This window comes from Rhizobium sp. AQ_MP (genome assembly GCF_014237835.1).
Lineage (GTDB): Bacteria > Pseudomonadota > Alphaproteobacteria > Rhizobiales > Rhizobiaceae > Allorhizobium.
In genome coordinates, this window is record NZ_JACJVI010000018.1 from 57,800 (window position 1) to 80,664 (window position 22,865).

General features: G+C 57.7%; 20 protein-coding genes and 2 pseudogenes. 6 read left to right on the forward strand and 16 right to left on the reverse strand.

All coding sequences use genetic code 11. From position 1 onward, the window contains the following. The first annotated feature begins 44 nt into the window (after nt 1-44). Nucleotides 45-1,421 (forward strand): aspartate aminotransferase family protein, encoded by a 1,377-nt coding sequence (locus H6M51_RS20680; protein WP_185811694.1) that lies wholly within the window; start codon nt 45-47, stop codon nt 1,419-1,421. Between the two features lie 31 nt (nt 1,422-1,452). Here the strand turns inward: H6M51_RS20680 and H6M51_RS20685 are convergent, their stop codons facing one another. The 3 genes from H6M51_RS20685 to speB form a co-directional block, all read right to left on the reverse strand. Then, nucleotides 1,453-1,938, reverse strand: a complete 486-nt coding sequence (locus tag H6M51_RS20685) for an Lrp/AsnC family transcriptional regulator (RefSeq protein ID WP_185811695.1) — start codon at nt 1,936-1,938, stop codon at nt 1,453-1,455. Between the two features lie 71 nt (nt 1,939-2,009). Beyond that, the gene (locus tag H6M51_RS20690; RefSeq protein WP_185811696.1) at nt 2,010-2,948 is read right to left on the reverse strand and encodes a glyoxylate/hydroxypyruvate reductase A; all 939 of its coding nucleotides are present in this window, start codon (nt 2,946-2,948) and stop codon (nt 2,010-2,012) included. Between the two features lies 1 nt (nt 2,949). Beyond that, nucleotides 2,950-3,903 carry an agmatinase gene (gene speB / locus H6M51_RS20695; protein WP_185811697.1) on the reverse strand — a complete coding sequence of 318 codons (954 nt, stop codon included), beginning with the start codon at nt 3,901-3,903 and terminating at the stop codon, nt 2,950-2,952. Between the two features lie 267 nt (nt 3,904-4,170). Between speB and H6M51_RS20700 the strand changes: the two genes are divergently transcribed. Together H6M51_RS20700 and H6M51_RS20705 are read left to right on the forward strand one after the other, a co-directional pair. Continuing rightward, nucleotides 4,171-4,842 carry a DUF2848 family protein gene (locus tag H6M51_RS20700; protein ID WP_185811698.1) on the forward strand — a complete coding sequence of 224 codons (672 nt, stop codon included), beginning with the start codon at nt 4,171-4,173 and terminating at the stop codon, nt 4,840-4,842. 440 nt (nt 4,843-5,282) lie between these two features. After that, nucleotides 5,283-6,269, forward strand: a complete 987-nt coding sequence (locus H6M51_RS20705) for a LysR family transcriptional regulator (protein ID WP_185811699.1) — start codon at nt 5,283-5,285, stop codon at nt 6,267-6,269. Here the strand turns inward: H6M51_RS20705 and H6M51_RS20710 are convergent. Genes H6M51_RS20710 through H6M51_RS20730 form a run of 5 tightly spaced genes read right to left on the reverse strand, consistent with a single transcriptional unit; the run spans nt 6,255 to nt 12,772 of the window. Further along, nucleotides 6,255-8,009, reverse strand: a complete 1,755-nt coding sequence (locus H6M51_RS20710; RefSeq protein WP_348644548.1) for a GMC family oxidoreductase N-terminal domain-containing protein — start codon at nt 8,007-8,009, stop codon at nt 6,255-6,257. The two genes, H6M51_RS20705 and H6M51_RS20710, sit on opposite strands and share 15 nt — an antisense overlap. After that, nucleotides 7,984-9,963 (reverse strand): ABC transporter permease subunit, encoded by a 1,980-nt coding sequence (locus tag H6M51_RS20715; RefSeq protein ID WP_185811701.1) that lies wholly within the window; start codon nt 9,961-9,963, stop codon nt 7,984-7,986. The genes H6M51_RS20710 and H6M51_RS20715 overlap by 26 nt, the downstream gene beginning before the upstream one ends. Before the next feature lie 5 nt (nt 9,964-9,968). After that, entirely contained in the window at nt 9,969-11,003 is a 1,035-nt protein-coding gene (locus H6M51_RS20720) for a glycine betaine/L-proline ABC transporter ATP-binding protein (protein WP_210314897.1), read from the reverse strand. Then, complete coding sequence (locus H6M51_RS20725) at nt 11,000-11,893, reverse strand: glycine betaine ABC transporter substrate-binding protein (RefSeq protein ID WP_185811702.1); 894 nt, start codon at nt 11,891-11,893, stop codon at nt 11,000-11,002. Before H6M51_RS20725 ends, H6M51_RS20720 begins: the two co-directional genes overlap by 4 nt. A gap of 57 nt (nt 11,894-11,950) precedes the next feature. Further along, on the reverse strand, nt 11,951-12,772 hold the full coding sequence (locus H6M51_RS20730; RefSeq protein WP_281418977.1) for an SDR family oxidoreductase: 822 nt from the start codon (nt 12,770-12,772) through the stop codon (nt 11,951-11,953). Nucleotides 12,773-13,687: 915 nt separating this feature from the next. On the opposite strand from H6M51_RS20730, the gene H6M51_RS20735 reads away from it, so the two are divergent. From H6M51_RS20735 to H6M51_RS20745, 3 genes and pseudogenes are all read left to right on the forward strand, one after another. Further along, nucleotides 13,688-14,188 carry a VOC family protein gene (locus tag H6M51_RS20735; RefSeq protein WP_185811704.1) on the forward strand — a complete coding sequence of 167 codons (501 nt, stop codon included), beginning with the start codon at nt 13,688-13,690 and terminating at the stop codon, nt 14,186-14,188. Nucleotides 14,189-14,233: 45 nt separating this feature from the next. Further along, the gene (locus H6M51_RS20740) at nt 14,234-14,605 is read left to right on the forward strand and encodes a hypothetical protein (RefSeq protein WP_185811705.1); all 372 of its coding nucleotides are present in this window, start codon (nt 14,234-14,236) and stop codon (nt 14,603-14,605) included. After that, a pseudogene (locus H6M51_RS20745) lies at nt 14,606-14,804 on the forward strand (IS3 family transposase); the annotation flags it as partial. Between the two features lie 113 nt (nt 14,805-14,917). On the opposite strand, the gene H6M51_RS20750 reads toward H6M51_RS20745, so the two are convergent. From H6M51_RS20750 to H6M51_RS20785, 8 genes and pseudogenes are all read right to left on the reverse strand, one after another. Next, the gene (locus H6M51_RS20750) at nt 14,918-15,652 is read right to left on the reverse strand and encodes a hypothetical protein (RefSeq protein ID WP_185811706.1); all 735 of its coding nucleotides are present in this window, start codon (nt 15,650-15,652) and stop codon (nt 14,918-14,920) included. Continuing rightward, nucleotides 15,649-16,674 (reverse strand): zinc-binding dehydrogenase, encoded by a 1,026-nt coding sequence (locus H6M51_RS20755; protein ID WP_185811707.1) that lies wholly within the window; start codon nt 16,672-16,674, stop codon nt 15,649-15,651. Before H6M51_RS20755 ends, H6M51_RS20750 begins: the two co-directional genes overlap by 4 nt. A gap of 31 nt (nt 16,675-16,705) precedes the next feature. Further along, a complete protein-coding gene (locus H6M51_RS20760) occupies nt 16,706-17,542 on the reverse strand; it encodes an ABC transporter permease (RefSeq protein WP_185811708.1) in 837 nt (278 codons plus the stop codon). Beyond that, the gene (locus H6M51_RS20765; protein WP_185811709.1) at nt 17,535-18,302 is read right to left on the reverse strand and encodes an ABC transporter ATP-binding protein; all 768 of its coding nucleotides are present in this window, start codon (nt 18,300-18,302) and stop codon (nt 17,535-17,537) included. Before H6M51_RS20765 ends, H6M51_RS20760 begins: the two co-directional genes overlap by 8 nt. A 115-nt stretch (nt 18,303-18,417) precedes the next feature. After that, nucleotides 18,418-19,440 carry an ABC transporter substrate-binding protein gene (locus H6M51_RS20770; RefSeq protein ID WP_185811710.1) on the reverse strand — a complete coding sequence of 341 codons (1,023 nt, stop codon included), beginning with the start codon at nt 19,438-19,440 and terminating at the stop codon, nt 18,418-18,420. A gap of 143 nt (nt 19,441-19,583) precedes the next feature. Continuing rightward, on the reverse strand, nt 19,584-20,528 hold the full coding sequence (locus H6M51_RS20775) for a LysR family transcriptional regulator (protein ID WP_281418978.1): 945 nt from the start codon (nt 20,526-20,528) through the stop codon (nt 19,584-19,586). Beyond that, nucleotides 20,512-21,381: an alpha/beta hydrolase gene (locus H6M51_RS20780; RefSeq protein WP_185811712.1), complete on the reverse strand. Its 870-nt coding sequence runs from the start codon at nt 21,379-21,381 to the stop codon at nt 20,512-20,514. The genes H6M51_RS20775 and H6M51_RS20780 overlap by 17 nt, the downstream gene beginning before the upstream one ends. A 276-nt stretch (nt 21,382-21,657) precedes the next feature. Continuing rightward, nucleotides 21,658-22,780, reverse strand: a pseudogene (locus H6M51_RS20785) (IS3 family transposase). Nucleotides 22,781-22,865 lie beyond the last annotated feature (85 nt).

The window sequence follows — 22,865 nt, forward strand, 5'->3', positions numbered from 1 at the left end:
ATATCCCTTCAAAGACACCTGTTCAGCGCTCATTGGAGTTTTCGATGACGAGCAATTCACTGGTTGAACTCGATCGCGCCCATCTGGTGCATCCGGTCTCGTCCTTCAGGGGGCATGAACGGGCTGGCGTACGCGTGATCGCAAGCGCCCGTGGGGCGACGGTCACGGATTCCACGGGGCATCAACTTCTTGACGGTTTCGCCGGTCTCTGGTGCGTAAACGCTGGATATGGCCACGAAAGCATCATCGAAGCCGCAACGCGGCAATTACGGCAGCTGCCCTATGCCACCGGATATTTCGGTCTCGGTTCGGAGCCCGCAATCAGACTTGCCGCCGAACTGGCCGATCGCTCACCCGGCGACCTTAATCATGTGTTCTTCACGCTCGGCGGTTCAGATGCCGTGGACAGCGCCGTAAGATACATTCGTTATTATTGGAACGCGCTTGGACGTACAAAAAAGACCCAGTTCATCTCCGTCGCACAAGGCTATCACGGCTCTACGACAACAGGTGCCGGCCTGACCGCACTGCCGGCTTTCCATACTGGTTTTGGCGTTCCCTTTGACTGGCAGCACAAGATCCCATCCCATTACATCTACCGGAACCCTATTGGACCTGACCCTGACGCTGTCATTGGGGCCTCGCTTGCCCATTTGAAGGCCAAGGTCACGGAACTTGGTGGGGCAGAGCATGTCGCGGCATTTTTCGTCGAGCCGATCCAGGGTTCCGGTGGCGTCCTCGTTCCGCCGGCGGGCTGGATCAAGGCACTCAGAGATTACTGCAAAGACAATGATATCCTGTTTGTCGCCGATGAAGTGATTACCGGCTTCGGTCGGACCGGCCCGCTCTTTGCCTGCGAGGACGAGGGTGTGGTTCCCGACCTGCTGACCGTCGCAAAGGGTCTGACATCGGGTTATGCACCGATGGGCGCCCTCCTGATGTCCGAGAAGGTCTACTCAACGATCGCGGATGGTGCCGGAGACAGCCTCGTTGGACACGGCTTCACCTACTCCGCTCATCCGGTTTCGGCAGCCGTGGGTCTTGAGGTTCTGCGGCTCTACGAGAGTGGATTGCTCGAAAACGGACGCATGGCCGGTCGACGGCTGATGGCAGGGCTTGAGAGCCTACGCGAGCATCCGCTGGTCGGCGACATCAGAGGCCGAGGCATGCTTGCAGCGGTAGAGCTCGTCGTCGACAAGGAGAAAAAGACCCCGCTCCCGCCAGCAGCCTTGCCGGCACGTCGCATCTTTGATCGAGCCTGGAACAACGGGTTGATCATTCGCGCGTTTCCGCAGGGAGTTCTTGGCTATGCACCGCCGCTCTGCTGCACGGAAAGCGAAATCGACGCGATTATCGAAAAGACACGTAAGACGCTTGACGAGACACTGGATGACCCGGACGTCCGGGCGCACATGGCGTGATATTTAAGACGCCAATCACATACCAGGCGGATCAATGCCGCGAAAAGAGCGTCGGAAGCGGTATGTGGTTTCGTACGATCGGCGTTTTCAGGACGACAAAGCTGAAATACTTGTCGATGCCGGCATCCATGTCCGTCAGGCGTTCCATAACCGATTGGTAGTCGCTTATGCCGCCCGCAACAAACTTCAACAGATAGTCGTAGCCGCCGGACACGAGATGGCACTCAACCAGTTGCTCGATGCTTTCGACGGCTTTGAGAAACTTGGCAAAGTCGGTCTGGCGATGGTTTTTGAGCGTGACTTCGGTAAAGACTGTCAATGTCTCACCAAGTTTGGCGATGTTGATCAAAGCGGCATAGCCTTGAATGTAGCCTTCCGACTGCAGTCGCTTGACCCGCATCAGACAGGGGCTGGGCGACAGGTGGACCAGAGCCGCGAGTTCGACATTCGTGATCCGGCCGTTCTTCTGTAGTTCGTGCAGGATCTTGATATCGATCCGGTCAAGCTTTGCGCTCATGCCTCTCCACCTAAGCGGTGACACCATGTGGCGACACTTCTTTAAAAAGGGCCGCAAATTGGGAACGATCTTCAGTAGCCCACGCTTAAGTCAACGCGTCCGACCGGCTCTTCCCCGCGCTCGAAGCGGTTGAAATTCTCGATAACGAGTTTCTCTGCTGCATCATCGACCGGCTGCGCAGCGATGTGCGGCGTGACGAAAGCACGCGGATGTGTCCAGAGAGGACTCACGGCCGGCAGCGGTTCCGTCGGGAACACATCCATCATCGCGAAGTCCAGCTTGCCGGTATCAAGCGCCGCGATCACGTCTGCTTCAACGAGATGTCCCCCGCGGCCGAGATGAACGAGAGCGCCACCGCCGGGCAACTGATCAAAAAGCCTTGTCGACAATATCCCACGCGTTTCGTCTGTTAGCGGCAAGACGTTGACCAGAATCTCACTGCGCGCGAGGAACGACGAAAAGCCCTTCTCTCCTGCAAAGCTGGTGACCCCGTCGACGCTTTTTGGTGTCCGGCTCCAACCGGATACTTCAAAACCCAGCGAGGCCAACTTACACGCGATGTCGGAGCCGAAGACGCCCATGCCCATCACCCCAACGGATCGCTTCGACGGATGCACCGCAGGATGCATTTTCCATTGCTGCGCAGCCTGCTGTGCAGCATAGTCACGCATCCGTCGATGCCAGTGCAGAACGCCGTACAACGCATACTCCGTCATCTGTTCCCGCAGACCGGCATCGACCAGACGGAAGAGCGGCTTTTCGCGTGGGAAGTCGGGATCGACCACGATCTGATCTATGCCGGCACCGAGTGAAAACACAGCACGAAGGTTTGGCAGCGACTTGAGCACACCATTGGGGATGCGCCAGACCAGAGCATGGGTGATGTCGTTCGCATCACCCATTTCGGGCCAGATGCGAAACTCCACGTCGGGCCTTTCTCTCGCGAACAGGGCCTTCCAGGGCGCAGGATCATCGATGTTTGAAGCGAACAAAACGGTGGTCTTGGGCATTTCAATTTCTCCGCTGGACGCCGGGGAGGATGCAAAGAAGCTCGAAGAGGAGATTTGCAGCCGTGAGCGCCGTGTTCCCTGAAGTATCAAAGGGTGGTGACACTTCAACAAGATCGCATCCGACAATATCGAGACCCCAGCAGCCCCGGATGATCTCGAGCGCCTGAATGGTCGTCAGACCACCGATTTCGGGCGTGCCAGTCCCTTGGGCATAGGCAGGATCGAGAGAATCGATGTCAAAAGTGATATAGACCGGGCCAGACCCGACATGCTGCCGCACTTCGCCCATCAACCCGACAAGCGACTTGTGCCAAAGCTCCTCTGCCGGATAGACCTTGAAGCCCTGATTGCGGGGCCAGTCAAAATCGTCTGCCGCATAGCCGGTTCCTCGAAGACCGATCTGGACGGTGCGATGCGGATTGATCAGGCCTTCCTCCACGGCCCGCCGGAACGGTGTTCCGTGAGCAATCTTCTCACCAGACATCGTGTCGTTGATGTCCGCATGTGCATCGACATGGATGAGACCGACCGGACCATGCTTTTTGGCCATGGCACGCAAAACAGGAAGGGTCATGGTGTGATCGCCGCCGAGAGCGAGGGGGATGCAATCATGAACAAGGATATCGGCAATGCCATTTTCGATCGCATCGACAGACCGCGACAGGCTGTAGGGAATTGTTGCGATGTCGCCAATGTCGGCAATCTGCAGGGAGTCGAACGGCGCGGCGCGCGTCGCCATGTTGTACGGCCGGATGAGCACCGACTCTGACCTGATCTGGCGGGGGCCGAAACGCGTGCCACTGCGGTTCCCTGTGCCGATATCCAGGGGAACACCCACAAAGCAGGCATCAAGCCCCGCAGCATTGGGTGCGTGCGGCAGACGCATCATGGTGGCGATTCCGCCGAAACGCGGCATCTCGTTGCCGCTCAAAGGCTGGTTCAAGCTTTGTGTCATCTCTTCCCCTGCTGAGTTCCCGCCTGAATTGCAGCCCTTGTTCTATGGACTGCTGCTCCATTTCATTCGCTGAGTTTCGAAGTCGACGCGCATCCTTTCAACGGGTCGTTCGCCAACGATACTTGGACGCATGTGAATGTTTGCCGGCAACAAGAATTGCATTGGTGCGGATCAAGATAATGATTGGAAAGTCCGGGTGGTTCGCATTCCCCGCTCTTTCCTATTCTCACGCTTCCACGCGCCTGTTATCCAAGCAAGGAAGCCAAAATGTCCGCAAACCTCACATTCGCCACACCGTCAGGACCGCTTTCCGCGACGATCAACCGCGTGGTCGCGGCTGGCTACACAGGCCGCACCAGACATCTGGTGGAGGCGCATGTCGCTGAGTTGAAGGAGCTGGGAATTCCGGCACCTCCGCATGTCCCGATGCTCTTTCCAATCATACCAGGCCTGCTCTCGCAGTCATCAGCAACGACGGTCCTGGGTGAAGAGACTTCTCCAGAGGTGGAGTATGTAATCTTTCGCGTCGACGGACTGGACTACGTAACGGTTGGAAGCGACCAGACGGATTCCGTCATGGAGGCCCAGAACGCGCCTATCGCCAAGAACATGTGCCTGAAATCCATCGCAAAAGACGCATGGCTGATTGACGAGGTCGTAGACCACTGGGACGAGCTTGAACTGTCGCTGACATGCAACGGCAAGCTGATGCAGAAAGGTAAGGTTGATCAGATGATGACGCCCCCCGATCTGCGCGACTTTGTAGCCGAGCATGACGGGCCGGTTCATGAAGGCAGGCTGATCTTCTCAGGCACGCTTGAGATGCATGGCCGTTGCCCGAAGACGAAGACCGAGATGGTGATCAGGCTCAACGACCCGGTTCTCGGTCGAAGCATAGAACACCGCTACACGGTAGAACCAGTCTTCCCTTATTTCTGATCGATCCCCGTAGAACTGGGTCGACAACCACTAGTCTATCGCGAGCAGCATCACGCCCTTCCAGAGCATCATGCAAGTCTTCAAAGCCGCTGGTTTCAACCAGACTGTTGATGATGCAACAAGCTCTGCTCGCCCATGAAGCAATGGTCGAAGCGTGCGATTTGTCTTGACGCTGTGCGGACATTGCTCTCAACTTCACTCAAAACTAGAGCTTCTTGCGCTGGGTGCATCATTCCCGGATCAATTCGGGCTTTGCGCCTTTCGCTATTGCTGCAAGGCCGCCAAAATCTTTGCTGGGTTTGTCGAAGGTTTGGATGTCGCTTGTGGGAAGGGGGATCGGAGCCAACTTAGAGCGAGTCAGCAACCGTTTGTTCAACTGGTCCGCAATTTGCTTTCATAAAAGCGGAACCAGTTTCTTCCCAGCTGCATCAGAGGGTGACATGGTAAACATTGCGAATGTCGATCTCCGCCTCCTCAGAGTGTTTACGACCGTAGTAAAATGTCGAGGTTTCTCGGCCGCTCAGGCTGAACTGAATATCAGCCAATCGACCATCAGCAATCACATGTTGGCTTTGGAGGAACGGCTCAGACTGAAACTGTGCCAACGCGGCCGGTCCGGGTTCGAGTTGACCGATCATGGCCGAACCGTTTTCGATGCGGCGATGCGCTTGTTCGAGGCGCTGGAAGAATTCAGCGCCGAAACGGAATCCCTTCACTCGGTGCTGACGGGTACTCTTCGCATCGGGGTAGTGGACAACACGGTCACCGATCCCAACTCCCCACTTGCTGCAGCCATAAGGCGCTTCAACGCCAGACCGAATACGATCAACATCAAGCTTGTTGTCGACAGCCCGCCTGCACTTCAGCGTCAGGTCGTCGACCGGCAGCTTGATCTGGCGGTATTCGGCTACGCTCCGAGATTGCCGAACCTGCGGTACCAGAACATCTATACGGAAACCAGCGTGCTTTTTTGCGGTGTAGGGCACCCGCTGTTTGAAGCAGATCAATCGACAATGACCATCGATGATCTCAGAGATTTCGCCTTTGCCAGCCGCTCTTACTGGTGCAATCAGGATATTGAACGAGTGGGAATGCACAAGAATGCGGCATCGGTTGAGCAAGTCGAGGCACAATTGATGTTGGTTTTGTCAGGTGCTTATCTGGGATATCTCCCTGTCCACTACGCGCAGAACTGGGTGGACAAGGGCATGTTGAAGCCTTTGCTGTATGAGCAGACATCGTACGCCGTCCGTTTCCAGCTCGCAACGCGCAAAGGTGTACGCACCACCCCCACGCTTAAGGCTTTCATACAGGATCTCTACACGGCCAGTGGCAGCACCCACAAGGCAAGTCTCGTCCATGACCTGCCGCCGCTCACATCCTGGCAGCCCCGTGGCCAGACGAAGACAGAGCTAGTGATCAACTGAAGGGGATTCCCGATCGCTTGATCTGCTCGGTAAGGGCATGTCCCGATAGCGCAGATCTTCAGACTTTTCTGCAACAATCAGAGCGGCAGCCCGTTCCCCAATCATGATTGAAGGCGCGTTGGTATTGCCCGACGTAACCGTCGGCATGATGGACGCGTCGACGATGCACAATCCTTCTATGCCATGAACGCGTAGATCCGGCCCGACGACGGCCATCGCGTCGTTTCCCATTTTACAGGTGCCCGCAGGGTGATAGTGACTGGCCATTGTCCTTCGATTGTAGGCCTCAATGTCCTGTCCAGCTTGTGTCAACAGTCCCGGATCCGTCTCTCCCTGGCGGAACGGATCAAATGCGCCGCTTTCACCGATCGCACGGGCGATATGAAAGCCGCGATTGTTGACGACCACGTCATGCGGATCGGTGAGATAATTGTGGCGGATGACAGGCGGGGCAAGTGGATCGTCCGATCTGAGGCTGACGGCTCCCCGAGACCTAGGTCGCATGAGGCCCCATATAATGCCGTAGCCGCTGAAGGCAGCATATTTCTTTGAGCCCCCCTTCAGGTCTGAGGTCACTGGAAAAAAGAGAAAGCCGAGATCGGGGCGCGGTTCGTCCGGCGCACTGCGAAGAAATGCCAGAGCATTCATCGGAAAGACCGCCAGCGGACCGCTGGATTTGACGAACATGTCCCACACCGCCCCCGCCAGCTTCAACGGGTTGCGAAGTGCGTTGTAAGTAACCGACTGACGGCATGCATATTGAATCATGCCGCCGAAATGATCCTGAAGGTTCTTTCCGACTCCCGGAAGATCCAGGATTGGCTTGATCCCGTGCGATGAAATCTCGGTCGCCGGCCCGAGTCCTGACAGCAGCATGATCTTGGGAGACAGATAGGCTCCGGCAGACAGGATGACCTCATCGGCCAGAACGAGTTCGCACCGATGCCCCCGACGATACCAGACGCCCTTGCAGCGCGTTCCGGTCAGATGAAGCCTCTCGACATGGGCATGGGTGATGACCGTCAGATTGGGGCGCTTCATGACTGGATGCAGGTAGGCATGTGCCGCAGAACAACGACGCGCCACGCGATGGCGTTGCGTGAACTGCGACCATGCGAAACCCTCATGGTCCCCGCAATTGTAGTCCTCCAGGTATCGATAGCCCAGTGAGGTTCCGGCCTGAAGAAAAGCCTCATAAAGTGCGTTTCGATACCGACCGCCTATGGTCTCCAGCGGGCCGCTCGTCCCACGGGCATCCGACATCGGCCCTGCCCAGCTTTCAGCTTTGCGAAAGTAAGGCAGAACCTCTTGATAGCCCCACCCCGTGGCGCCTTGGGCCTCCCAGTCGTCGAAGTCGCTCGCATGTCCCCGAACATAGATCTGTCCGTTGATAGACGACGAGCCTCCAAGGACCTTGCCGCGCGGCGCATCAATCACCCTACCATCGAGCCCTGGCTCAGGCTCGGTCCGAAACTTCCAGTCTACGGACCCACCGACGGTCAGAGCCTCCCCCAGTGGAAGGGAAATCAGAGGGTTCCAGTCGGCCGGCCCCGCTTCCAGCAGGAGAACGTGGCAACCGGGGTCTTCACTGAGGCGATTGGCGAGCACACATCCCGCAGAGCCGGCCCCGACAATTATGAAGTCATAGGTTCGTGTCACCGCGAACAACCCCGCTGTTGGCATCGGAAATTCAATTGCTTCGTCGGACAGGATGTTATGCCGACCGTTCCGACCTCGCATCGGCGCCGGCAAATCGACGGGCGGCGGCCTGCAGAAGATTGTCCGTCACGATGGCGAGCACCGCGATCCCAAGCCCTGCCAGAATACCGAGCCCCGGGCGCACCTGGGCCACGGCCACGAGCGTCACCTCCTCAAGGCCTCTGGACCCAACAAGGGCAGTGATCACCAGCATGCCGAAACCGAGCATGATCGCTTGATTGAGACCGAGCAGGAGTTGCCCGAGGCTCGTGGGCAGCATCACCATGAAGAGTTTCTGATACCAGTTGCAGCCGACGATCTCCGCCGCCTCTTGAAGGTAGGTGGGCACATGGCGAAGGGAGACCGCCGTGTAACGAACGATCGGGGCAAGAAGATAGATGACGACTGCCATCAACGCTGGAAAATCGCCGGCACCAAAGAGAACGACCACGGGGATGAGATAGACGAAGGTTGGCAGTGTCTGGATGATGTCGGTGACGACCTCCATCACACGGTAGGCAGCGTTGTTCATGCCGACGAAAAGTCCGAGCGGAAAACCAATCACCATCGCCATGAACAGGGCGAGGACGACAACGAAGAGCGAAAGCATGGCCTGTTCCCACAGGCCGAAAACGGCAAGAGAAGTGATCATTGCCCCGAGCAATAGCCCGTTGATCGGACCTCGCAATTTCCAGCCTAAGACCGCAACGAAGACTGCGACAGGGAACCAGGGCAACGCCAGCATGAGATTGCGCAGCGGCACCTGGATCGTCTGCACGAACCACCCTTGCCACACCGCGAGGCCGGCTTGCGCATTCGTGTTGAACTGGGCGAGGAGGTCATCGAACAACCGACCTGTTTCGATCAAGGCGTCGCTCGGCGCGTAGATCAAGCTTTCTGAAGCGGAGAAGGCCATGGCAAAGGTTAGGATCACAACCGCGGCAAAGGCGCCCCAGAATTGCCGTGCACCAAGCTTGTGCGCAGTCGAGGGGTCTGCCCAGGAGCGCATGGTTCGATCGATTGCGATAGCCATGATCGATATCGCGAAGCCCGCCAGAAGCGCGTTAGTGAGCTGCATCGATTTCAGCCCGCGTAAAACATCGGCCCCCAGGCCGCCTGCGCCGATGATCGATGCTATGATGACCATGGAGAGGGCGAGCATGGTAATCTGGTTGAGCCCGACCAGAAGCGACTGACGCGCGGCGGGCAACTCTACCAGAAACAAGGTTTGCATTGGTGTACAGCCGCTGATTTCCGCAAGTTCACGCAGCATCGCCGGCGTGCCTCGAAGCGCAAGCTCAGTTGCTCGTGCCATGGGCGGCATCGCAAACAGCACGGTCGCCGCCAGCGCTGCAATCTGGCCGAAGCCGAAGAAGATGAGGATGACCGCAAGATAAGAAAAGATCGGGATTGTCTGAAGTGAATCGTAAACCGGCTTCATGATCGCCGACAGCATGTTGTAGCGACTGCACAGGATACCTATGCCGAGCCCGAGCACCGCCGTGATCGCAACGGCGGCGACCACCGAGGCAAAGGTGATCATGGTGGAGGTCCAGAGGCCGAAAACAAGCACGTAAGCGAACATGCAGAGCACGAGGACAAGAGATTTCAGCCCGCCCAGACGCCAGGCCAGAAGTCCGGTAAAAGCGATCGCTGCGGGCCATGGCAAGGGTTGCAATTCAATCTCGCCGAAACTGTCGCTGTAGAGGAACACACCATCCGTCAAGGCCTGCCCGAGCAGATCGATGGGGAAGGCCAGCCACGAACTGACATAGCGCGTGATATCGGCTATGGTGAGGCCACTGATCGACAGATCCACAAACGCCTTGATTGTGCCATCCAGGAACGTGTCGGCAGGCAATACCCATGATGCCGGGAAGACCCAGAGCGGTGACCATAGAAGCGCTGTCATTGAAGCGATAACAACGAGGATCACAGTGGCGAAGGCGAGCCTGACGCCGGGTGTCTCTTCGTCGGATGTCCGAACGGTTTCCACTGTCGCTATGCTAGCCACGAGGCCAAACCCTTTCTGGAAATCTGGCCGACGGGAAGACCGGCCCCGTCGGCAACCGTGAGCGGCTGGTCCGCCTGCACGATGATCGGCAGAACGTCTGACAGCAGGTCAGACACCTTCAGGACGGGAGTTGAGATAGCTTGCTGCAGGGGTTCGAGCATGGAGCCCAGTCGCAACACCTTTTCGCGTGGCAGTCCGCTGACGAAACGCTTTACGTAGTCGTCTGCGGGGTTCAGTACCAGTTGCTCGGGACTGCCGACCTGAAGGATCTTCCCATCCGCCATGATCGCAATCCGGTCACCGAGACGGATCGCCTCGTCGAGATCGTGTGTCACGAAGACGATCGTCTTGTGCAACTGCCCTTGGAGTCGCTGGAACTCGTCCTGCATCTCGCGACGGATCAACGGGTCGAGGGCAGAAAATGGTTCGTCAAGAAACCAGATGTCCGGATCGGTCACCAGGCTCCGAGCGATACCGATCCGCTGTTGCTGCCCGCCGCTCAATTCGTGCGGAAAGGACCTCTGCTTCTGCCCCAGACCAACGAGGTGGAGCGCCTGGCTCGCCTGTTCGGCGCGGACAGCAGGGGCAACGCCCCTGACCCTCAAGGGAAAGGCCACATTGTCGAGTGCGTTGAGATGGGGCAGCAATGCAAAGTTCTGAAAGACCATGCTGATCTTGCGACGCCGAAGTTCGACCAGTTGGGGCCGCATCAATCGCGTGAGATTGGTCCCTTCGATCGAAACGCTACCCCGAGTGCAATCATAAAGGCCGGTCAGGCACCGGAGGAGCGTAGATTTGCCCGAGCCCGAGAGCCCCATGATCACGAAAATCTCACCACGCTGAACCGTGAAGCTGGCGTCTTCAAGCGCGACGACGCCAGCCTCCCTGGCGATCGCCTCTCTTTGCGGCTGTTCCGCAAGGGCGCAAGCTCGGGCGGCTCTGGAGCCGAAGACTTTCCAGACTCCAGACGCCTCGAGCATTGGCACAGTGACTGTCGCCGTTTCGGCGCGATCGGACATCATGGATTGGACCAAGCCTTCCAGGTCGCCGTGTTTCCGTCCATCCACTTACGTGCCGCTTGCTCCGCGGTGAGCCCCCCCTCCTCGATGTCCGCCATGCCCTTCTCGACCTGTTCACTGGTCAAGGTGAAGTTCTTCAGGATCGTGGAAGCAATTTTGATTTTGGCGAAGCCTTCCTTGTTGGCGAGCTTTAGGACGTCCAGGTCGCGGGTGAAATTGGGAACCTGAACGAAGTTCTGCGGCGCCTTGGCATAAAGCGGATGCGGGAGATAACCCCAGGCAAGGATCGGCTCGCCGCGGTCGATCGCGCCCTTTGTTGCGGCAATCAAGGTGCCGGGAGATCCAGAGCTGATCAGCGTCAGATCGAGCTTCAGGTCTTCGATCCGCTTTTCAGAACCTGTCGCCCAATCTGCCGGAGCATCGAGGAAGCGGCCCTTCGGTGCCGTCTCAGCAGTCTCGAGCGCCTTGACGCAGCCGGGCTCTTTCAACGCTTCCCAGTCCGGCAGGCCCGGGCAGGCTTCCTTCGTTTTATCCGTATACCACCAGCCTTCCGTGACTTTCACGCCGGTCGGGCCGTAATTTTCGACTTTGCCCGTAGCGACTGCGGCTTTGGTCAGATCAGCACCCGTCGTCTGCCAGGCTCCAAGCGTCACGTCGATGTCACCGGTTGCGACGGCGGTGTAGCTCGCTGCATAATCGGCCTGAACATAACGGACACGGTAGCCGACGTCTTTCAGCACCTCGCCGTAAACAGCCGCGATGAAATCAAGATCAGAGCTGTTGATGAACAGGATCTTCACGGGAGCGCGAGTTTCAACTTCCGCAGCATGGAGATCGACCGTCGCGAGAAACAGCACGCTGCTCAACGCGATCATCATCGGATTAATGGTCATTTGTTTTCCCCTTTTTCTGGTTGTGATTAGTCACGTCGGGCACTTGCGCGCCCTATGCTATCCCTTGGCCATCCAGCCGTTGTCGATCGGAACAGCCACGCCATTCAGGAAACCCGCATCCGGTGAGGCGAGATAGAGCGCGACTGCGGCAACGTCCTCGGGCTCACATATCCGCAGCTGGCAGCTCACGAGGGCCTCTTCGCTCCAGTCGATGCCGTGAGCCTTGAATTTCTCAATCTCACCCATGCCGTGTGGAGTCCGCACGAAGGCCGGGCAAATGGCGTTGCAGCGAATGCCGCGCTCCCGGTATTCGATGGCAATATTGATTGTGAGAGCCTGGATCGCCGCCTTCGTCATTCCGTAGATCGCCTCAAGTGCGAAACCTCGCATGGCAGCCACGGAAGACATCATGACGATGGAGCCACCGCCATTGTCGACCATATGGGGAATGAGACGCCGGGAGATCATGAATGCCGATTTGACATTGACCGCCATCAGGTGGTCAAAATCGTCCTCTGTCGTGTCGGCGAAGGGCTTGACCAGCACCGTTCCAGCATTGTTGAACAGGAGATGCACCACGCCAAAGCGGCTTCTGATGTGAGCCACGGCCTTGTCGACTTGCTCGACATTTGTCAGATCGACCTCAAAGGGTACCCCGATCCCGCCCCGCGCCGAGATGAGCTCGGCGGTCTCTCTTGCTCCCTCTCCGTTGATGTCGAGCACGCCGACGGCGGCCCCTTCCTCCGCGAGGCGCAAGGCCTGCGCTCGTCCCATGCCACTGGCTCCACCCGTGACAACCGCCACCTTCCCCGAAAACCGGCCGGCAATGGGTTTGTGATCAACTCGGCCCAAAGTGTCTGAGGTCGGAACGAAGTTCATCGCAGCAAATCTCCTTTTGCCTGTTTTTTGCAGGACGTGGACATCATCCGATCACAACGGAGCCGAACGAATGTGCTGATGCTGAACACCATTCAGAATATCCTGTCGGTTATTGGTCCGCCCGAAGCATCGGCACGCGCCAGCGAATGGTCGTCCGCCCCAATCGATAACGCGCCCTGCCGACGGATAAACTTGCCCGGGAGTGCGCACAAAGCCTTCCAGGCGCAATAGACAGCGCTCGTTTTCAAACTTCCTCGGATGACCTGTACAAGCTGAACGGAGTACTGCCCGTCTGAAGCATCACGCCACGCTGATAAGCACCGTCCTGCCATGGACAGAAGCGGCATGCCCGTCCGGCAATCCAGCACCGGTGCACCTGGCGTAGCTCGGTGATCGTCGGAAGGGGACATTGCTCGGTCTCCGTTGCGGACCCAGTAAGAGTTGATGCAACCGTCCCGGCGAAACATTTCTAACTGCAAATGTATCTTCGAAAGCCGCTGAAGGTGAGCGGCAGATTGCTGTGACTTTGTGCAATGCGACACCGGCTAGGATGCGGGCCGATTATTCGCCGAGGACTTCCGCAGCATCAGGACATATCACAAAATGATCCACATCCGACAGCAACGATATGACGCCAAAAAAATGAACGCCGTAAATAACTGAAAATATGTACAAATATATTCCAATCCCAAAAGAGCGAATAGTTTGTGATTGATTTGGAATTGCCGTCCTGAAATTTTGTGATAGATGTGCGCTACAAGTCTATCCATAGAGCTCGGGGAGACGCAGTCGAAATCGACGCCGTGGAAAGACCGAACTTTACCAGAGTGAATGCACACCCGGCCTCGGCGATGAAGCGCCTGAGAAGGCAAGGGATCTTTTTGGCAATCCTGCCGACGTGCATGGGAGGAAGCGATGGAAGACAAGGGTACTGAAGCCGCAATCGACAGCCGAATGTTGCGTCTGATCGAAAAATGCCGTCGTGAAAACAGGCTGGTGATGAATCACATCTGTATCAGGGTCGAAAACCTGGATCGCATGGAGAAGATCCTGGCAGAATCGTTGGGCATAGGTGCAGATGGCTTCACGCGGGTCGAAGGCCCGCTGTTCAAGGGCGAAGCGGCCGTCAGCGGCACATGGGTCAACGACGAGTTCTATATCGAGCTCATGGAGCCGCTTGAAAAGCAGACACTCGGATACGACACGGGCTGCGGGCTTCCGATCGGACATCTGAGCGAAGTGGGCTTTCTAACGCCCAATCTCGACGCAGAACTGGAACGGCTCGGCAAACTCGGCTGGCAAGTGACCGACAAGATCTCGTCCGACGTCTCGACAGAGGTGAAGATGGACATGGATCCTCCGATAGGTTTCCCGATCGAGCTTATGGAATTCAAGGTTCCGAAGAAGACTGACTGAAAATAACGGTCGTCATGGATCGACCGGCATGGGGCAAAGATACAAATGGCATATATTGAAGTCTTTCCGAAATCCGTCGACGCCGAGTCGCGAATAAAGAACGATAGCGACGCGCTGATGGGCTTTCTCTTCGAGATCACTAGAAACGTTTTCCAGGTGCCTGATCACGATATCATTGTCGAACTTAATCGCTGCACGACGTTAGGCTTCAACAAGATGGCAGTCCGGACGGGTTCGGTCCCGGATGTTGTCATCAAGATATCGACAAGCGACACAGATCTGCAGACACGGTTCCAGGACCTGACTATTCGCATCGTTGAGGCGTGGAATTCCCACTTTGGAGATGCCCTCAAGATGGAGCTCTGGATAGGATTAATTCACACCTGGGGCTGCAACATTCAGTTTGAGGATGCCTAGATCAATGGTCTTTGCACGGCCGAGGTCATCCATCGCCGAGGGCAATGGCACAACTTCGAAGCCGTGGAGTCCGCCACGCTAGAATGGGTCGGACTGGTTCAACCACCGTCGCCTCCTGAAGCCCATCGGGAATATCCCGCCAGCCGAGGCTGACGAACGATACCAGGCCATGCTGGATGCACCAGCCATGGCAGCGTAACTCAAACCAATTGGTCTCCGGCAAACCCGGCGCGGCTCAGTCCAGATGCAGTTCAGGCAGCATCCGCCGCGCCAAGGGCTGGCATCAGGTCGCCAACGAAAGTGAAACCCGATCTATTCAGTCAAGGAGACGAATCGAGCACGCAAAGCGGTAGTCGCTCGTAAGTCGGCCCGGGTCACACGGTCATCATGCTTCGGGTAGACCGCCAATAGCTCAAAAATGTCATCGCGTAGACAGGATCGCGGTCTCGTGAATTCCAGAAGCGCCGCTTTCAGATCAGCCCGGAATGTTTCGAGCGTCTTTTGGTTGGAACCTTCGGCAATGATGACGACATTAAGCGTGTCAGGATCCGTCATATCGCTTTGTTCGAAAACCTCGTAGAATTGATTGGGTTCGGCAAGACCCAAGCTGAAATTCAGAATCTGGCCGAAGCCAATCGCGGTTTTCAACATTTCGCCGAGACGGTACGCGACGCCTTCCGCACACGCCTTCTCGACAGACCAGGCCTGAACGATAGCGCGGCCGCCTCGCACCGAACCCTCCTGTGAGCATATCGTGGTGGGAATACGCAGGACATTCAGGAAATACTGGCGCATTCTCACCGACCATTCGGTCGGATGCCGGACGAGATCGAGATATTGCGGATGCTGGAGGACATCCAGTTCTTCCAGCGCATACAAGGTGAAGAACCGGTTGCGCTCTTCTCCCAAGATGCCGAAGCGTGTCGCTGAAAGCATGCCGGGCGTGGTCATTCTCTCCGGAACATGTTCGAACGAATGCCACGTCTCATATTCGTCGGTTAGGCTCGTAGGATAATCGTTCCAGAGCGCAAGAAGTGCTTTGCTCATGACAGTTCGATCAATACCTTGGACGCAATACGGCTCCTCGAGGCCTCAAAGCCCGCCATGGCATTCTCAAGCCGATATCGATGTGAGATCAGTTGGCGCATCAGCGCCTGGTTGGCATCGAGGAAAGCGATCGTTTCGTCCCACACGGCAGGCGCCGCTCGATAGGAACCCCTGATCTGCTGATGCATGCGCACAAGACGCGTGAGGTCAATTTCCGCTGGCCGCGGATGGATGCCGACGACCGTGAATATGCCCCGCTTCTTCAGGAAGGGCAAAGTAGCATCGACCAGATTCGGCGCGCCGGCGGCCTCGATGATGGCGTCGAAGGGGCCATGCAAGTTGAGCGCATCGTCGAAAACCTGTTCCGCGGTATCGACGAGGAGCTCGAAACCCAGCTTTGCAAGGATGCCCAGGCGCGAGCCGTCATCCCTGCCCAATACAAGCACCTTTGCACCCCGCGCGCGGGCGAGCACGGCGATTCCCTGGCCGATGAAGCCCGGACCGATCACCAGAATTGTCTGACCTTCCTTAACATTCGCCGTCGCCACAGCCTCGGCGCAGACCGTCATGGGTTCCGTCAGCGCGGCAATGTCCATGTCGAGACTGCCGGGAAGGACGTGGCAATTGCCGAAAGGCGCACAGACATATTGCGTGAAAGCACCATTGCGTCCGATGCCGATCCCCTTGCGTCCCGTACAATTGTCCTCGTCGCCGGCAAGGCAGGCCGGGCAACGGCCACAGGTCGTCGAAGGGCGCACAGTTACGCGGCTTCCGATGAACGCCGGCGAGACCCCTGCCCCGACGCTCTCCACGGTGCCGGAGAACTCATGACCGATCGTGACGGGCATGACGCTTTCCATGGACTCATAACCCGGTGTCCATTCCGCGATGTGGATGTCCGTGCCACAGATACCGGTGGCGTGCACCTTGATGATGACCTCGCCTTCGGACTCGGATTGCGGATATTCAACTTCGCGCAACTCCAGCCCTTCGGCGGGTCTGACCTTCTGCAATGCGAGCATCACTTTATCTCCGTCAGGAAACGCCAGGTTCCTATTCGCGCCAGCCCAGGAAGTGCATCTCGACCCGTCCGATGACAAAGTTGACGACCAACCCCATCATTGAAAGGATTGCCACACCTGTGAAGAGCTTCTCGAGAGCATAGAGGGAGCCGGCCTCCAGAATGTAGGAACCGATGCCATATTGAGCGCCCAGCATTTCTGCTGCCACCAGCAGAATGATCGCGATCGAGACAGAGACCCTGAGGCCCGAGAGGATCGCCGGAAAGGCACCGGGCAGGACAATCTTGCGGACGATCGACCACCAGGAGAGACCAAAGCTCTGACCCATGCGGACCAGCGACCGATCCACGTTGTCAACCGCGCCATAGGTGGCGACCACAGTCGGCGTGAACGTGCCGAACGCGATCAGGGCGTATTTGGACATCTCGTCAATGCCGAACCAGATGACGAAAAGGGGTAAGAGGGCAATCTTCGGGATTGGGAACAGCGCGGCGACGAGTGGAACGAGACCCGCCCGGACATAGCTGAACAGGCCGATCAGCACCCCGAGCGAAATCCCGACGCTGATGCCAATGAAGGCGCCGATGAACAGGCGCTGCAGTGAGGGCACGAGATGCTTCAACAGCAGGCCGCTCTTCGCGAGCTGATAGAAGGTCTCCAGCACGGCGGAAGGCCGGGGAAATGTGAGGGCTGAGATGAAGCCGCTGCGCGTGCCGATTTCCATCAGAATGATCAGGGCCGCGAACACGAGCATCCCGATGCCGGGAACCGGCTTGGGCGCGAAACCGCCACCGCGGAACGCCACCTTGCGTTCGGGCGTGACGTCGCTTGTTATCTCGCCGTTTGAAACGATAGAGAGATCAGACATTTACCAGCTCCTTGTCGGCGGCAATGGCTTCCTCGCGCATGAGATCCCACAACTGCTGCTGTTTTTCCTCAAGCGCCGGATCGGCCAGATGGCGCTCTGAAAGCGGCATGTCGATATCAACGATCTGACGAATGCCGCCGGGCCGCCGGGAGAGCACGACGACCCGATGACCGAGACGAACTGCCTCATTGAGATTGTGCGTGACATACACGGACGTGAAGGGTTGCCGTGTCCAAAGCGACACAAGATCGTCCATGAGCAATTCGCGGGTCTGGCTGTCGAGAGCGGACAGAGGTTCATCCATCAGCATGACGGCGGGACGTACTGCCAGTGCCCGGCTGATGGCGACACGCTGACGCATGCCGCCCGACAGTTGCTTGGGCAGCGCCTGCCGGAAGTCGGACAACCGTGTCCGTTCAAGGACATCGTTCACGATGTCGTCCATCTCCTTGCCGCTCAGTCCATGGTCTTCCAGCACCAGCTTGATGTTGCCCTCAACGGTCCGCCAGGGCAGAAGCGCAAAGTGCTGGAAAACATAGGTGAGGGGATTGAGGGAGTCCGCAGGCGCTTCGCCCACCTGCACAACAGCGCCGGCGGATGGCCGTTCTAGACCACCCAGAAAACGCAGGAGCGTCGACTTCCCACATCCTGACGGCCCGATAAGACAGACGATCTGTCCCTTCGGGATATCGAGGGAAATATTCCTTAACACCTCGACGGAGCCATAGTAGTGGCTGATGTTCTGAAGTTTCAGATCCATGTTTCCTCCAGACGGAGTCTTCGCAGGACTTCGTACACACTCTCAAGACGCTGCGGACATTCATGCCCGCAGCGCGATCAATTCGACCTTCTATCCGCTCTGGTCGAACCGTGGTTCAGATCGTTTTCACGTAGGATGTGTCGAACAGCTGGTCCATGGTGATGTCGTCCTGGACCATGCCTTCGGACTTGAACCAGTCGTTCTGCTCAACGCAACTGCCGAGCGCGAGCGCAAGGCCCTGATTGATGCGCATGGCCCCATCGATCAGGTTCTGCTTTGCCACATCCGCGGGGCTGTCGGCTTCCACATATTTGTGGACGATCTCGGCGAGAGCGTCACGCTCAGCACCGTCCGCCGTATTATCAACAAAAGCCGCGTTGTAATCGGCGATCGCCTTGGAATAGGCCCCGACAAAGGCCTTGGTCATGTCGCGCTCGTTCTTGGCATTGTTTGTCGAGGTGAACGCGGTGGTCACCTGATAGTTCGGGGCATAATCGGCGACGACGCCGATCTGCTTGGCCGCCCCTTCCCGGATCATCTTCTTGGCGACACTCGGCTGGATCGCCCACGCGTCGATCTGTCCGGTCGAAAGCGCGCCGACGATGGCTCCAAGCTTCTGCAGGGGCCGCAGTTCGATGTTGGACAGCTCGATATTGTTGGCCTTGGCGATCTTGTGCGCCATGAAATGGAACGATGAACCGGCAGTGGTGATGCCGAAGCTGTGGCCCGCCAGCTTGGAGGGATCGGTCAGACCAGCCTCATAGGCCTTGTTGGAAGCGAGGATGATCGAGCCCTGAACACCTTTTTCCTCCATCAAGGCACCGCCGATGACCTTTACGGCATCCTTCTGCGCCAGACTGATCAGACCACCGCTCATTGCCGTCACCCCGAAGTCTGCGTCGCCGGAGGCGATCGCGACGGCCATCGGCTGCGCCGCCTCGAAGAACTTCAGTTCGATATCCAGCCCGGCATCCTTGAAGTAGCCGCGTTCAAAGGCGATGAAGCTCGGCGCATGGCTGGCGAGGTGCAGCACGGCCATGTTGCGGGTGGCAGCACGGGCGGGCAGACCGAATGTCACGGCAGCACCCACTGCGCTCATGCCAATGAGTGCCTGACGGCGATTCAACGTAAAGCTCATGAAAAATCCTCCTTGTGGTGATGCCTCCCAGCACCATTGGGACTAAATGCCATCCGTGGGCTCGCCGAACAAGCAACATTCGTTATGGAGCTCATGCCTTGAGGGCATGATCAATTCCTTCCGTGCCGCCTATGCCATTGAGATCAAACCAGCGGCGGCAGATCCGTCAGCTTGATCGCGAGAATCTCGCTCAGCTTTTTCAGGTTTGCCGAATGCGGGCGCTGGCGGTTCCAAAGCACGGAGACCTCGAACTGCGGCGCGCGGTGGATCGGTCTGACAACGAGGTTGCCGCCGACGGGACCGAGCGTCGTCAGATAATCGACGAGAACAATCCCCATTTCCTCGTTGGCCAGTGCCAGGGCCGTATCCGAAAACCGGGCAACCGCCCGGATGTTGACCTTGACCTGCGATCGCCTGAGGAACCCATCTACGACGGTCTGATGCGCCCCGCCCTGCTCGAAGGAGATGAAGTTCTCATTCTCAAGGTCTGAGGCGTGTATGACGTCTCGCGCCGCGAGCCGGTGATGCCTTGGGATCGCGGCCACCAAGTCAATCCGCCCGGCCGGCTCGTTCACGATCAATGGATGGTCGGAGACAACCAGCGTCACGACTGCCTCGCCGCGTCCGCTGAGCAGATAGTCTTCAATCTGATTGACCGGCAACACGTCGAAGAACAGTTCGATCCCGGTGACTTCCTCGGAGAGTGCCCGCAAAGCCTGAGGCATCAAGGCCCGTGCCGCGCTCGCCGTGGCCCCGACACGAAACACGGCCGTCTCGCCGCTGGCGATACGGCCAATCTGCGTACTTGCAGCGGCGAGCTGGCGAACCAGAGGATCAATCTCCTCGAAGATTTCCAGAGCCTCAGACGTCGGGACGAGCCTGTTGTGATCGCGCGAGAATAGCGCGATGCCGAGGATGTCCTCGATGCGGCGGATCGTTCGGCTCAAGGATGGTTGAGACACTTTGAGGATCTTCGAAGCGACGGTGATCGATCGCATCTGCATCACCGTGTGAAAAACTTCCAACTGGCGAAGGCTCAGGGGCCGCTCAGACGGCGGTGTTTGCGGATTTTCACCCCTCTTCGACATGGGACACCTCGGCCAGAAAAGGAATGAGGCTCACCAGAACCGCCTCGGATTTTCTTTCGGGAAGGAGATGGCCACCGCCCAGTCCAAGGCCGGTAACTGTTTCGGCCCAGTCTGCCCAGATATCGAGCGGTTCTCTGCCCCCGCCGTATAGTCTTCCTTCTTCCCAAAGCACGTGAACGGGTACGACAAGCCGCCGTCCGGCCTCCCGATCTGCAACGTCATGCTCCTCATCGATCGTTGCCGCTGCACGATAGTCCTCGCAAATCGCATGTCGCACATCGGGATTGTCAAAGGCCTGGCGATAGTCTTGGAGGGCGAGCGGATGCAGATGCTCCAACCCACTCGCCATCTTCTCCAGAGTGATGTCGAGAAGCCCGCGCGGATCCGCCGCCATCAGCATCTCAGGTAGCGGGTATGGTTGGGCCATCATGAACCAGTGCCATGCGCCGAGGCCGAATGCCTTGCTTGTGCCCTGCCACATTTCAAGCGTTGGAACGACAGTCAGCGAAACGAAAGCCTGCACGGCCTCAGGTATGTCGAGGGCCATTCGGTACCCAACACGACCGCCGCGATCATGGCCGATGACAATGTAACGCTGATGGCCGAGCGACTGCATGGCGACATGCAACTGCCTCGCCATCCACCGCTTCGATCCGGCGCACCGCTGCCCGTCTTTCACGCGGCTCTGCCCATATCCAGGAAGATCCGGCACGACGACGGTGTATGATTGAGCAAGAGCCGGCGCGATGCGATGCCAGGCGGCACGGGTTTGCGGATAGCCGTGAAGAAGAAGCACAGGCGGTCCAGCTCCCCCCGTCAACAGCGCTATTGACGCGCCATCGGTCTCAACCATCTGAGAATTGAAGTCCGGGAAAAGCAGATCTGAGTCTCGGCGTTCCGAGGTTGTGCCTTGCAGGTTTCTCACGATGCCGGCTTTCGAAGAAATTCAAAACAGCTATTTGCCGACACGGTGTACTCTGCCTTTCTCAAACCTTTCAATAGAACACCGGCCAAATGGCGTCAGGAATCTGATCAACAAGAGAGCGAATTCCGCGGTCCATCCTTGTATGCCAACCTACTTTTCGTTGTCGCTGTCTGAATAGCTCTGGGATTCGTAGACACCCTGATGTTACGTTTTCTGCAGGCGCCCGAACTCGACTGGCGACAGCATTCCGTTTCTGACATGCTTGCGTTTCGGGTTGTAGAACATTTCGATGTAATCGAACACGTCCTGGCGGGCTTCGTGGCGCGAATTGTGGACCCTGCGGCGTATCCGTTCCCGCTTCAGAAGGTTGAAGGAGCTTTCGGCGACCGCGTTGTCGTGGCAGTTTCCACGGCGGCTCATCGAGTGGACCAGATTGTGGTGCTTGAGGAACGAAGCCCAGTCCATACTGGTGAACTGGGAGCCCTGATCCGAATGGACCAGAACCTGATCCTTCGGCTTGCGTCGCCACACCGCCATGAGCAGAGCCTGCAGCACGACATCCGTGGTTTGACGGCTCTGCGTCGCCCAGCCAATCACCCGGCGCGAATAGAGATCGATGACGACGGCAAGGTAGGCAAACCCTTCGCAGGTCAGGATGTAGGTGATGTCGGTGACCCAGGCCTTGTCCGCAGCCTCGACGTCGAACTGCCGGTCGAGCGCATTGTCGACAACGACGGAGGGTCGTCCGCTATATTTGCCGGGACGCCGCTTGTAACCGATCTCAGCCTTGACCCCGGCAAGCCGTGTCAGACAAGCTACGCGGTTCGGGCAGCACATCTCTCCCTGGTCGAGAATGTCATCATGAAGCTTGCGATAGCCATAGACATTGCCGCTCTCCTGCCAAGCCTGAAACGGGAGATCGGCCTGTCGTTCGTCTTCGCTGGCCCGTTTGCTCAACGGGTTCTTCAGCCAGGCGCAGAATCCGCTCGGGTGAACATCGAGAAGCCGATACATCGTCCGCACCGAACATCGCAGTCGATGCAAGGCAATGAACGCTCAACTTTCAATTTGCATACCTGGCGAAGTACGCGGCCGCTTTTTTGGGATGTCGCGCTACTCGGTGACGCGGGGCAATTCTCGCTTGAGCCGCTTGATTTCCTCGGACTCGTCGCTGCCCTTGCCGTTCAACGCCGCGAACTTCTTCTTCCACTCATATAGCGAATGTCGGCTGACCCCGAGTCGGTGCGAAACCTCCGCTACCGGATGGCCCCCGCTCGCTGATCTGACGCACCGCGTCTGAAGTCTTCCGTGAATTGCCTTTGCCGATGTAGGCCTTGACCTTGCCCCGCTGAACTAATCCATTTTGAAGTAAGCTCTGGCCCATCGAGAGGACCAGAGAATGAAGCGCAACC